The organism is Streptomyces sp. NPDC107498, from assembly GCF_055582805.1.
This window is the reverse complement of sequence record NZ_JBVJPE010000001.1, coordinates 153,528-165,767: the sequence shown is the minus strand read 5'-3', so window position 1 is coordinate 165,767 and position 12,240 is coordinate 153,528. Positions and strand designations below refer to the sequence as shown.

Below are 12,240 nucleotides of genomic sequence, written 5' to 3'. Positions count from 1 at the left end.
GGCTCGGCGGGCATGCGCACCCACTTCCCTCGTGGGCGGAAGCCCGCCCGGTCGAGCGACAGTGACCAGAAGCCGCAGAAGATGACTCGCGTGGCCCATTCCGGAGGGGCCTCGGAGGGCGGTGAGAGCCGATCGGGGCGAGAGTGAGCGGCGTACGCGTCCGCCTCCCGCACCTGGAGAACCCATGGGCCACCCCAATCGACGCGATCTCGGACTGCTCGTGCTGAGAGTCGGCACCGGTGCCGTGCTCGCCGCGCACGGCACGCAGAAGCTCCTCGGCTGGTTCGGGGGCGGCGGCCTGGAGGGCACCACCAAGGCGATGGAGGCCATGGGCTTCAACCCGGGCCGCGAGAGCGCGATCGCCGCCGGTCTCGGCGAGGCGGGCGGCGGCGTCCTCCTCGCGCTCGGCCTCGCCACCCCGGCCGCGGGCGCCGCCGCGGCGGGCGCCATGGCCGGAGCCGTCGCCGTCCACGCCCCCGCCGGGTTCTTCGCCCAGGGCGGAGGGTACGAGTACCCGGCCTTCCTCGGCTTCACGGCCGCCGGGCTCGGCATCGCCGGCGCCGGACGCTACTCCCTGGACCACGCCACCGGGCACGTCCTCGACCGCCCCTGGGTGGTGGCCGCCGCCTTCCTCGGCGCGGCGATCGCCGCCGCGGCCGTCGTCGGCCGCCGCGCCGTGGAACAGGCGTCCCCCGACGCGGACCCGGGCGCGGCTCCCGACGCGGAGTCGGAGTCGGCGTAGGACGACCCCGCAGGGGGACCCGCACGCGTCCGCCGCGCGGGAGGGTTAGGCTCGCCGGAGAAGGAAGGGACGGGCGCCGCACATGAAGATCGATCTGACGGACACCGACTCCAGCAAGATCAACAAGGCGATCCTGCAGGGTCGCAGGGCCGTCGGCACCCCCGCCGTCGGCGCCGTGCTCACCCTCGTCGTCGTCACCGACGAGGAGAACGCGTACGACTCCGTCAAGGCGGCCAACGAGGCCTCGCGGGAACACCCCTCCCGCACCCTCGTCGTCGTCAAGCGCCACGCCCGCACCCCCCGGGACCGGAACGAGACCCGGCTCGACGCCGAGGTCCGGCTCGGCACCGACGCCGGCTCGGGCGAGACGGTCCTGCTCCGGCTGTACGGCGAAGTCGGCGCCCGCGCCGACTCCGTGGTCCTGCCGCTGCTCCTGCCGGACGCCCCCGTCGTCGTCTGGTGGCCCGTCGACGCCCCCGAAGTGCCCTCCCGGGACCCGCTGGGTTCGCTCGCGCAGCGCCGCATCACCGACATGTACGCGGTCGAGGACCCCCTCACCGCCCTGGAGAAGCGCGCCGCCTCGTACGCCCCCGGCGACACCGACCTCGCCTGGACCCGGCTCACCCCGTGGCGCTCGATGCTGGCCGCCGCCCTCGACCAGGCGCCGCTCACCGTCACCTCCGCCGCCGTCGAGAGCGAGGCGGAGAACCCCAGCGCCGAACTCCTGGCCCGTTGGTTCGAGGTCCGGCTCGGCGTCCCCGTCGACCGGATCGTCACCGACGGCCCCGTCGTCACGGCCGTCCGCATGGGCACCCCCGACGGCGAGATCCGCATCGACCGACCCGCGGGGCCGGTCGCGCGCCTCGCGATCCCCGGCCAGCCCAGCAGGGTCCTCGCCCTGAAGGTCCGGAGCACCGCGGAGCTGATCGCCGAGGAACTCCGCCGCCTCGATCCGGACGAGGCCTATGCGGCGGCGCTGCGGGGACGCGCCTGACGAAGCGGCGCCCGCCGGGACGGCGCGCTTCCGCCCCCCGCCCGTGTGGGCCGCGCCCGGCGGGCTGGCGCCCCCGCCGCCACCCGCCGTGTGGGCAATCGTCCCGCTGGGCGAGGGGGTCCCCCCTGCTCGAGCGGAGCCGAGAGCTTGGGGGAGGGTGGGCACACGGGACGGCGCCCCCTAGCGGCGCCTCCGCGTTCCGCGCCTGGACCCGCACCACTTCGCGCGGCGCACCACGTGGTGCGGGTCAGGGCGCGGGAGCCTCGGGCGCCGGCAGGGGCGCCGTTCCGTTGTGCCCACCCTCCCCCAAGCTCTCGGCTCCGCTCGAGCAGGGGGGACCCCCTTCGCCCCAGCGGAACGATTGCCCACAACAGGGCCCGGCGGGGCAGCGTCCCGGCGGAACGACGGTCCACAGCAAAAACCGTCCGTCAGGGGCGGTGGGTGAAGACCAGGACCACGTCGGCCGCCTCCCTGGTCCGGGGGACGTCCGGGTCGGGCAGGGCCAGCAGGCGGGACCTGGTCTCGTCGACCAGACGGGTGGCCTCTCCGTCCACCGTCCAGGCGCCGGTGAACAGACCGCGCGTCAGCGACTCGGCCATCGCCCGTGGCGACACCGGGAAGGACGTCGGACGCTCCGACGCCGTGCCCTCGTAGACGAGGCCGTGCGCCGCGGCGATCGGCGCCAGCCACTCGGGGCCGTCGCGGCGGCTGCCCTCCGGATCGAGACGGTCCTCCAACTCCCCGACGAGGACCCCGATGTCGTCCGTCGGGCGCGTCCCGCCCGCCGGGATCACCAGATAGCGCCCGCCGGGCCGCAGCACCCGCGCGACCTCGGCCAGGACGGCCCGGTTGTCCGGGCCCGCGTGCAGCAGCCAGGTCGAGACCGCCTGGTCCACCGACCCGCTCCGCACGGGCAGCCGGCAGGCGTCGCCCACCGCCACCCGCGCGCCGAGCCGGGCCTTCGCCCGGGCGAGCATCCCGGGCGAGAGGTCGACGCCGTGCACGGTGTGCCCGCGCGCCGCCAGTTCGGCCGCCACGATCCCCGTCCCGACACCGATGTCGAGCACCGGACGCGCCGGGTCGAGCAGCGGCGCCAGCTGCTCCGCGAAACCGGCGGCACGTGCCGTACCGCCGCGCGACTCGTCGTACCCCGGGGCGATCCCGTCGAACTCCGCCGCCTTCACCGCGGTCCCCCTCACGCCTGCGGGGTGAAGGTCACCGGCAGCGACGCCATGCCGCGCAGGATGCCCTCGCGCCTGCTCAGGTCCGCGTCCGGGTCGGCGAGGCGCAGGTCGGGGAAGCGCCGCAGCAGGGTGCCGATGGCGATCCGGGCCTCGGCGCGGGCCAGCGGAGCGCCCAGGCAGAAGTGCACACCGTGGCCGAAAGCGAGCTGTTGCGGCACCTCGCGACGGGCCACGTCGAGGATGTCGGGACGGTCGTGGCGCGCGGGGTCGCGGTTGGCGGCGGCGAGCCCGATGATGATCATCTCGCCGGGCGGGACGGTGACCCCGCCGATCTCGTACGCGTCGACCGTGAAGCGCGCGACGCCCCGGCTCACCGGCCCCTCGTAGCGCAGGAGTTCCTCGATCGCCCCCGGCAGCAGCGAGGGGTCGTCGCGCAGCGCGGCGAACTGCTCCGGGTGGCGCAGGAGGGCGTGGACGCCGTTCGCGATGAGGCTCGCGGTGGTCTCGTGGCCGGCGAGCGTGAGCAGGATGGTCATGGCCGTCAGCTCGCGGTCGCTGATCCTCTCCTCGGCCTGCGCGGCGCAGAGCGCGCTCAGCAGGTCGTCCTTCGGATCCGCCTTGCGCGCGGCGATCAACGGCTCGAAGAACTCGGTGAGTTCGGCGCGGGCCCGCGCTCCCTTGGCGAGTCGCTCCGGGGTGTTGGGCGGCATGATCAGACCGACCGCGAGGCGGGCGAAGTCCGGCTGCCCCTCGGCCGGGATGCCGATGAGCTCGCTGAGCACGGTCATCGGCAACGGCAGCGCGAACTCCGCGACCAGGTCGGCGGATCCGCGCTCGGCGATCGCGTCGAGGAAGGCGTCGGTGTGGGTCTGGATGCGGGGCGCGAGCGCCTCCACGCGCCGGAAGGTGAAGGCCTTCGAGACGAGGTTGCGCAGCCGGGTGTGGTCCTCGCCGTCGGCCACGAGCATGCTGGCCATCAGGACGTTGGTGCGTTCCTGGTGGGCCATCTCCTCCTCGAGGCCGTTGACCCCGACGGGGCTGCTGCTGAGCCGGGGGTCGGTGAGCGCGGCCACCGCCTCGTCGTAGCCGGTGACCATCCAGACTTCAAGGGTGGGATTCAGCCGGACGCGCTGGACGACTCCGTGCTCACGGATGCGTTCGAAGAGCGGGTAGGGATTGGGCTGTTGAGCAACGTCTACCGGGACATCGTGAACGATCGTCTGCTCTTGGCCGGTCATCTTCCTTAACCCCCCGAAGCTTTGTGAAAGATCTGAGGCAAGTAGTCATACCAGCCACCCCAGTTGCGTGGTAGCGTCACCGGCGCTCGGCTCGGATGATGTTCAGGGAAGGACCGGCGAACCGCCGGTGAAGCACTGACGAGGCGTTCCACCCACTGTGACCCGGCGTCTCGTACCGCTCGACTCGCAGGCGACCAAGGCCTCGACCAGGCCCGATGCACAGGGGGCGACGTTTCGTGGAGCAAGCGGCAGCCGTGGACCCGATCCTGGATCTGGCCCGCCCGTCGAACCTGCGGAACCCCTACCCGGCCTATGCCCGCATGCGGGAGGCCACACCGGTCTTCTGGCACGAACTGCTCGGTTCCTGGGTCCTGACCCGTCACGCCGACTGCCTCGCGGTGCTCACCGACAGCAACCGATTCGCCTCCGACTGGCGTCGTGCCGGCGAGGACATCCCCGCACCGCTGCTGAGCGTCCAGACCCTCGACCCGCCGGAGCACACCGCCGTCCGGCACCTGCTGCTCGACGGCTTCCGCGCCCAGGACCGCCGGGCCCTGCACGACGGCCTGGAGCCGCAGATCGCGGAACTGCTCGCCGAGCTGGCCGGACGGCCCTCCTTCGACTTCGTGGGAGAGCTCGCCGAGCCGGTCGCCCTCCGCTTCGTCACCGCCTTCCTCGGTGTCCCCGCGCCCGAACTCGACTGGTTCGTGCCCATGTCCCGCACCGTCGTCGACGGCATGGACGCCGGGCTGTGGCCCGAGAAGCACGAGCCGGCCGTCGCGGCCCGCGCCCGGCTCGCGGAGTACGCCGGCGGATGGCTGGCGGACCCGCCCGAGGAAGGGCTCATCGCCCACGTGGCCGAGCACGCGGCGGACAGCGGTGTAGCAGAAACGGTTCTGCGGAACAGCCTGAGGGCCGTCCTCCACGCGGGCTACGAATCCGCCTCGCGGCTCCTCGGCAACGCCGCGGCCGCCCTCCTCACCACCCCCGGAGCGCTCGACGCGTTCCGGGCGGGCCCGGCCCCGGCCGTGGACGAACTCATCCGGTACGACGCACCGGTCCAGGCGGACGCCCGGGTCTGCGTCACCGACACCGAACTGGGTGGCGTCACCATCAAGGCGGGCGATCCGGTCACGCTCTTTCTGGGCGCGGCCAACCACGACCCGCTGCGGTTCGACCACCCCACGGAGCTGCGACTCGACCGCGCCCCGAACCCGCACCTCGGGTTCGGACGCGGGGCCCATGCCTGTCTGGGCGCGTCCATGGCGATCCGGCTCGCCGGATCGGTCCTCGGGGCCCTGGCCAGGGACTACCCGGACGCACGGGCCGTCGCGGAACCGGTCCACCGGCGCAATCTGACCCTCCGCGGTCTCGACCGCTTCGAGGTCACACTGCGTCCACGAGCGGGGGAGGAGGTCCGACCATGAAGTACTGGCACTGAAACCCACGAGCGTGACGCCCGTCCGGGAGGCGGGCAGCACGCCGGTGCGCGGCTGACGTGCACCCGCCGGAGCCCCGGTCCGCTGCGCGGCCGGGGCTCCGGCCCTTTCCGGGGCCCCCACTCGTGCGCACGCGACCCGTCGAGGGGCTTCGCCCAGAAGGCGTCGAAGTCCTCGGGCTCCACGGTCGTGCTCCGGTGCGTGCGGAACCGATCGAGGGGCAGAGCGCACCGGGGCGTGGAAACCGCCTGGTGGGTGAGGACCCGGTGCGCCGTCCCGACCGGTCGCCCCGGCCCTCCTCACGCGAGGGCGCGCTCCCGCCGATTCACGGACGTGAACTCCCGGGGCTTCCCGGCAGACGCCCCGCGTGGTGAACGCCAGGTGAACGCCGCCGGGCCACCGGTCGTGACATCCTCGGGCGAACCGCCCACACCACGTCCGGCCTGTGGGCCTTCCTCGTCCTGCGCGGAGGGACACCTTGCTCATCAGCCACGCCGTACGCCACGACGCCCTGCACGTGACGCTCCACCGCGACCTGGACGTCACCAACCGCGCCGCGGCGGCCCTCCGGATCCAGGCCCTCGTCCAGGCGCACCGGCCCGCCCGGGTCGTCATCGCGGTTCCGTCCGCCGACCCCAGCCCCGCCACCCTCAGCGCCCTCGCCCGTGCCCACCGCATGTGCGTCGGCCTCGGCGTCCCCCTCGCCCTCAGCGGCGCGAGCGAGCGCACCCGCCGTCTCCTGGAGGCCGACAACGCCTGAGACGACGGCCGCGCGCCCCCCGCGTGTTCGCGGGGGGCGCGCGGTGGCGCTCGGACGGTCGCCCGCCCCCGCGTGTTCGCGGGGGGCGCGCGGCGGTGCTCAGACGGTCGCGGGGAACCTGTCCCAGGCGCGATGCCCGGCGAGGGCGCGCGTGAGCTGCTTCAGCGCCGCGGAGGAGGTGTCGGCGAAGGCGATGCCCGGCCCGTCCTCCGGAAGGCCGGCCGCTGCGAGGATCCGGGAGGAGTCGTTCCAGCCGCCGATGGCCTTGCCGTGGCGGTAGGCCTCCGTCAGCAGCAACAGGACCCGGGGGTCGGAGCCTTCGCCTCCGCCGGACGCGCCGGCCTTCGCGTCGCGGGCGCCGTGGGCGTCGGCCGCCGCCCGGGGCACTCCCGCGAAGAGCAGGGCGTCGAACTCGATCGAGCGCGCGGTCGCGAAGGTGCGCTGCACGGTGACGGGGTTCCTCGAACCCAGGGTGCCGCCCGTCGGCGCGATCACGAGCGGGACCATTCCCGCGTCGAGGATCGCCTTCCTGGCGGACCGGACGCCCTTCAGGTCGGCGTCGCCGTCGGCCACGATGCCGATGACCCTCCCGTCCACCGGCCAGGTGCGGCCGATCTGGGACAGGGCGGGGCTCGGCTCGACGTCCGCGAGCGGTTCGGTGGCGGCCGGGGCGGGGAGCCCGAGGCCGGTGGCGACCTCCTGGCAGAGCTGCGGGTCGATGTTGGCGAGGACGGTCAGCATCCTCTCCTTCACCGCCTGTTCGTAACACTTGCCGAGCTCGAAGGTGTAGGCGGCGATGATGTGCTCGCGCTCGGTCGGCGTCATGCTCAGCCAGAACATCCGGGCGTGGGAGAAGTGGTCGGCGTACGTGGCGGGGGCCTCGCGGACCTTCTTCGCGGCGGGGACCTCGACGGGGGCTTCGACGAAGGCCCCGTTGTCCGCCCCGGCCAGGAACGGGCAGCCGCCGTCGAGGGAGTTGGGCCGGTAGGGCGCCACCCCGGAGTGCACCGCCGTCTGGTGCATGCCGTCGCGGAGCATGTCGTTGACCGGCGCGTGGGGGCGGTTGATGGGCAGCTGCGCGAAGTTGGGACCGCCGAGCCTGCTGATCTGGGTGTCCAGGTAGGAGAACAGGCGCGCGGCGAGCAGCGGGTCGTCGGTGATGTCGATGCCGGGCACGAGGTGTCCGGGGTGGAAGGCGACCTGCTCGGTCTCGGCGAAGAAGTTGGTCGGGTTGGCGTTGAGGGTCATCAGGCCGATGGGCTGCACCGGCGCGAGTTCCTCGGGCACGATCTTGGTGGGGTCGAGCAGGTCGATCCCCTCGAAGGTCTGCTCCGGGGTGTCGGGGAAGACCTGGACGCCGAGTTCCCACTGGGGGAACGCGCCCGCCTCGATCGCGTCGGCCAGGTCGCGGCGGTGGAAGTCGGGATCCATGCCGTTGGTGATCTGCGCTTCTTCCCAGACCTGGGAGTGGACGCCGAGCTTCGGCTTCCAGTGGAACTTCACCAGGGAGGTCGCACCCTCGGAGTTGGTCAGCCGGAAGGTGTGGACCCCGAAGCCCTCCATCATCCGGTAGGAGCGGGGGATGCCCCGGTCGGACATGTTCCACAGGGTGTGGTGGGTGGCCTCGGTGTGGAGGGAGACGAAGTCCCAGAAGGTGTCGTGGGCGCTCTGCGCCTGGGGGATCTCACGGTCGGGATGCGGCTTCGCGGCATGGACGATGTCGGGGAACTTGATGCCGTCCTGGATGAAGAAGACCGGGATGTTGTTGCCGACCAGGTCGAACGTGCCCTCTTCGGTGTAGAACTTCGTCGCGAAGCCGCGCGTGTCACGGACGGTGTCCGCGGAGCCGCGCGAACCGAGGACGGTCGAGAAGCGCACGAAGACGGGCGTCTCGACGTCCCTCGCCAGGAACGCGGCCTTGGAGACCTTCGCGGCCGTGCCGTAGCCCCGGAAGACCCCGTGCGCGGCGGCTCCCCGTGCGTGCACCACCCTCTCGGGAATGCGCTCGTGGTCGAAATGCGTGATCTTCTCCCGCAGGTGGTGGTCCTGCAGCAGCACCGGGCCGCGCGCACCGGCCTTGAGCGAGTGGTCGGTGTCGTAGAGCCGGGTGCCCTGGGCGGACGTCAGGTAGGCGCCGCCCTGTGCCACCGCCGCCTGGGGCGCGCCCGTGGGCTGCCCCGTCGGGCTGAGGGTGTCGGGGCCGTCCTGGTCGGGAGCGGGCGGCAGGGGCTCCCGGGGCGTGGTCGGCTCGGCCACCTGCGGCGGCTCCGGCGTCGGCCTGCCGGGCGTGGGGCGCGGCTCGTCCTGCTTCCCGAGTCGGCCCTTGCCCGCCGTGTCCTTCGGAGCCGGGGTCTTGCTCGTGTTCTTCCGGACCATGCCTGCTCTCTCCTCCTGCGGGATTCCGCGGTCTGTGAGTTCCTCGCCGCCTTCCGGCCGACGTCCCCCAGGCCCCGTGCCACCCTCTCGTCTCGACTGCCATCCGGCATCCCGAGTACCCCCGCTTCGCCCAGAGACTCGCCCGAACAGGCGTTCTTTGCGCGAGCGACCGGGTAGGGGCGGGGCGTGAACGTGTCGAACGCCCCCCGTCTCCCCGGCCTCGAATCGCTGGACGAGCTCGCCGAGGTCCTCGCCCGGGACCGAGGCCTGTACGTGCGGTGGTCGAGGGGCCCCGGCATCGACCTCCCGGACGTGAGCAGCCGCGACGACCTGACGGGCGTCCCGCTTCCGGGCCTGTCGGCGAGCTCGCTGGACGTCGAGCCCTGGTGGGGCGACCGCCCCCTGCGCACGTGGGCCGCGCGCCGCCTCTACGACTACTCCCACCTTCCGCGGGTCAAGGACCCCCGGGTGCGGCCCTGGCTCCTGCGTGGACGCGAGGTCGGGCGCGGGCCCGACAACGAGCCCCTGGTCACGGAGGTGCGGCCCCTGGGCTGGATCGGCGATCACGTCATCGAGGAGGCGGCGTCCGAGATCGAACGCCAGGTGCGCGGCTGGGGTCCCCTCGACCGCCACGCCTGAGTCGTACGCCCGGATCTCTCGACGGCCAGGCCTGAGCCGTACGCGCGGGATCCTCGACAGTCATGGCTGAGCCGTACGCCCGGGGGCTCGCGACGGCCAGGCCTGAGCCGTACGTCGTACGCCGTGCCCGTGTCGTCGCCCCCCGAGGCCGGGGCGCCCCACGGAGGCTTCCGGGGTTTCGACCTCTCGGGCGGCGGCCCCGCGCACGCCACCCGGGCCGTCAGCGTGATGGCGGGCGGCCTGACCCCGGCGAACGTCGTGGGCGTCCCCGCCGGGTCGCCGGCCGGTCACGTCCTCGGCCGACGCGGACTGTTCCGGGCCCTGGCCGCGCTGGCCGCCGCCCTGGTCCGCTGCGCCCCGGCGCCCGCACCGGCGGGCACGGCCGCGCCCACGGTCAGACCCCCTGCACCACCGACGGGGTCGGACCGGTCGGCACCCGCGACGGCAGCGTCGTACGCGTCGGCGCCGGACAGGTCGTCAAGTGCCCGGCCGGGGAGGAACACTGGCACGGCGGCACCGACACCGCGGCCGTGGCGCACACCGTCGTGGTCGCGGGCGACGCCGACGGCACCACATGGCTCGAACCCGCCACCGACGAGCAGTACGCCCGCGCCTGATCGCTCGGCGATCGAGGTGGCCGGATCGCCGACCGGTCTCCCTGCGCGCTCACGTTGTTGAGCAAGAACAGGCATAGAGTGACGGGCGTGGACATGAGAACGGTCATCGAGGACCTGGTGGAAGAAGCAGAACGGCAGATCCGCGATCGGACGTGGGTCCCGGAACCCGCCGACCGCACCGTCGCCGCCAAGGCGGCCGCCGACCTGCACGCCGCCCTCGGCGCCTCACCGTCCCAGGAGGCGCTGTCCGAGGTCGACCGGCTGGCACACCTGCGGGAAGCACTCGCCGTCCTGGCCATCGCCCTCGCCCACGTCCACGGACGCCTGGCCTGGTTCATCGGCGCGGCCGCCACCGCGCTCACGCCGATCCTGCACTGGCGCGCCCTGCCCACCGAGGACGGCCCCACCTTCGGCGCCGTCCAGCCGACCCTCCAGCAGTACGAGGAGGCCGAGGACGCGATCCGCCGGCTCCGGAGCACGCTCGTCGGCATCACCAACGCCTGAGGTCCCGTGCGGTCGGGGAAGGACATGAGCGCCCGGACACCGTCCAGGGCCGGGAGCCTGACGCCCACGGCACCGGACGCTCCCGCAGTGACCGCGCTCACCTGCGCGGACGCGGGACCGAGGCCGTCGTCCCGGTACCGGCCGTCCGCGTCCGCAACCGGCCGGGGCGCGGCGGGCGGCCGCCCGGGTCCGACGAGAACGACCACAACAGCGCCACGCCGTCGAACGAGGGATCGGCCGGCACGAGAGCCGTCTGGCGGTCGCCCCCCGGTACGACGGGCTCGTGCCGTCCGTCGGAAAGCGACCGGCACCTTCACCCCAGGCCCCGGGCGGTCACCCGGACGCGGAGGGGGGCGCGGAAGGAGAGCAGGCCGAGGACCGGCGGGTCCTCGTCCGGGGGAGCGACACGGGCGTCCGGGAGGCGGCGGGCAGCCGCACGGAGGGCGACGGCGGCTTCCGTCCGGGCCAACGAGGCGCCCGGGCAGCGGTGTCGGCCCACGCCGAAGGACAGGTGGTGGCGGGCGTTCGCGCGGTGCGGGCACATCCGGTCCGGGGCGTCGAAGACCTCCGGGTCCGAGCCGCTGCCCATGAGCATCAGCAGCAGCTGTGCCCCGGCGGGGACGTCGACGCCGCCGAGCCTCACGGGCTCGGCGGCCACCCGGCGCCAGGTGGTCACCGGCGGTTCGCGGCGCAGCACTTCCTCCACCCACGCCTCGGCCAGGCCCTGCTCGTCGACCGCGCGCGACCACAGGCCGGGCTCGGCCAGGGCCCGGTGCAGCGTGGTGGAGATGAGCTGCCCGGTGGTGGACTGACCGGCGATGAAGACGAAGAAGCACGCGCCGACCGCGGTCCCGACGTCCACCGGCCTGCCGTCGGGAAGGCGGTGGCGGGTCAGCGCCTCGACGAAGCTGCCGGGCCGCGCCGGGACGGCGCTCACGGTCGCGGTGAGCCACTGGTGGAACTCGCCGACGAGCACGGCCAGCTCCAGCTGCCGCTCGGGCGTGGGCCTGCCCCAGAACAGTTCCAGCGAGGCGTCGCTCCAGCGGACCAGGGTGAGGGGGTCGACACCGTCGATGCCGAGCAGCTCCATCAGCACCCGGCAGGGCAGGATCTGGGCGTAGGCCTCGAACAGGTCGCAGGAGCCGGTCGCGTCGAGGCGCCGCCGAGCGGCGTCGAGGAGCTCGTCGGCGACGCGCTCGATGACGGGGACGGCCGCGGCGACGCGCTGGGCGTTGAAGAACCGGGTGACCACGCGCCGCAGACCGTGGTGGCTGTCGGTGCCGTTGTTGGCGAGCGCGGGCGGGAGCCTGAAGCCGGCCCGGGCCAGTACCCGCAGCACGCCCACGGGCAGCGGGGTGACGGCGGCCTGCGCGTTGTCGGGGCGGAACGCCGCCGGGTCCAGCAGGACGCGCCGGATGTCGTCGTACCGGCTGACCAGCCACAGCCCGGTGCCCGGGTCCCGGTGCACGGGGGTTTCGGTCCGCAGTGCGTCCAGCCAGGGGTGGGGGTCGCGGACGAACCCGTCCCCGAACAGGTCGAGCCGGGACACCTCGGCGGATACGGGCAGGTCAAGGGCCTGTGGAGTCACGGCCGGACGCTAACACGCACGGGGTCCGACACCGCCCGGGTGTGCCTGGCGTCACGCGGGCGGTGTCGGGATCACGCGGTGCCCGGCACCGTCGCCGGCGCACCGGGCGTGTCGGGCCCGGAACGGCGGGGTAGTCGCGGGTGCTGGAGAGGAGGAACG

General features: G+C 73.8%; 11 protein-coding genes. 6 read left to right on the top strand and 5 right to left on the bottom strand.

Annotation, left to right across the window (positions count from 1 at the left end; all coding sequences use genetic code 11):
* Positions 1-184: 184 nt before the first annotated feature.
* Positions 185-742: a DoxX family membrane protein gene (locus tag ACZ66Z_RS00740; RefSeq protein WP_469931783.1), complete on the top strand. Its 558-nt coding sequence runs from the start codon at positions 185-187 to the stop codon at positions 740-742.
* Between the two features lie 82 nt (positions 743-824).
* Positions 825-1,736, top strand: a complete 912-nt coding sequence (gene opcA, locus ACZ66Z_RS00735; protein WP_469931782.1) for a glucose-6-phosphate dehydrogenase assembly protein OpcA — start codon at positions 825-827, stop codon at positions 1,734-1,736.
* 428 nt (positions 1,737-2,164) lie between these two features.
* Here opcA and ACZ66Z_RS00730 read toward each other — a convergent pair whose 3' ends face one another.
* Positions 2,165-2,935, bottom strand: a complete 771-nt coding sequence (locus tag ACZ66Z_RS00730; protein WP_469931781.1) for a class I SAM-dependent methyltransferase — start codon at positions 2,933-2,935, stop codon at positions 2,165-2,167.
* Positions 2,932-4,017 (bottom strand): cytochrome P450 family protein, encoded by a 1,086-nt coding sequence (locus ACZ66Z_RS00725; protein WP_469931780.1) that lies wholly within the window; start codon positions 4,015-4,017, stop codon positions 2,932-2,934. Before ACZ66Z_RS00725 ends, ACZ66Z_RS00730 begins: the two co-directional genes overlap by 4 nt.
* 377 nt (positions 4,018-4,394) lie before the next feature.
* On the opposite strand from ACZ66Z_RS00725, the gene ACZ66Z_RS00720 reads away from it, so the two are divergent.
* Positions 4,395-5,585 carry a cytochrome P450 gene (locus ACZ66Z_RS00720; protein WP_469931779.1) on the top strand — a complete coding sequence of 397 codons (1,191 nt, stop codon included), beginning with the start codon at positions 4,395-4,397 and terminating at the stop codon, positions 5,583-5,585.
* Here ACZ66Z_RS00720 and ACZ66Z_RS00715 read toward each other — a convergent pair.
* Positions 5,468-5,821 carry an acetylxylan esterase gene (locus ACZ66Z_RS00715; RefSeq protein WP_469932241.1) on the bottom strand — a complete coding sequence of 118 codons (354 nt, stop codon included), beginning with the start codon at positions 5,819-5,821 and terminating at the stop codon, positions 5,468-5,470. The genes ACZ66Z_RS00720 and ACZ66Z_RS00715 overlap by 118 nt on opposite strands.
* A 254-nt stretch (positions 5,822-6,075) precedes the next feature.
* Between ACZ66Z_RS00715 and ACZ66Z_RS00710 the strand changes: the two genes are divergently transcribed.
* A complete protein-coding gene (locus ACZ66Z_RS00710; RefSeq protein WP_469931778.1) occupies positions 6,076-6,357 on the top strand; it encodes a hypothetical protein in 282 nt (93 codons plus the stop codon).
* Between the two features lie 99 nt (positions 6,358-6,456).
* On the opposite strand, the gene ACZ66Z_RS00705 is transcribed toward ACZ66Z_RS00710, so the two are convergent.
* Positions 6,457-8,733, bottom strand: a complete 2,277-nt coding sequence (locus tag ACZ66Z_RS00705; protein ID WP_469931777.1) for a catalase — start codon at positions 8,731-8,733, stop codon at positions 6,457-6,459.
* A gap of 192 nt (positions 8,734-8,925) precedes the next feature.
* On the opposite strand from ACZ66Z_RS00705, the gene ACZ66Z_RS00700 reads away from it, so the two are divergent.
* Both ACZ66Z_RS00700 and ACZ66Z_RS00695 read left to right on the top strand, forming a co-directional pair.
* Entirely contained in the window at positions 8,926-9,372 is a 447-nt protein-coding gene (locus ACZ66Z_RS00700) for a DUF6098 family protein (RefSeq protein WP_469932240.1), read from the top strand.
* Positions 9,373-10,082: 710 nt separating this feature from the next.
* Positions 10,083-10,493: a hypothetical protein gene (locus ACZ66Z_RS00695; protein ID WP_469932239.1), complete on the top strand. Its 411-nt coding sequence runs from the start codon at positions 10,083-10,085 to the stop codon at positions 10,491-10,493.
* A gap of 313 nt (positions 10,494-10,806) precedes the next feature.
* On the opposite strand, the gene ACZ66Z_RS00690 is transcribed toward ACZ66Z_RS00695, so the two are convergent.
* Positions 10,807-12,081, bottom strand: coding sequence for a cytochrome P450 (locus tag ACZ66Z_RS00690; protein ID WP_469931776.1), 1,275 nt, complete (start codon positions 12,079-12,081; stop codon positions 10,807-10,809).
* Positions 12,082-12,240 lie beyond the last annotated feature (159 nt).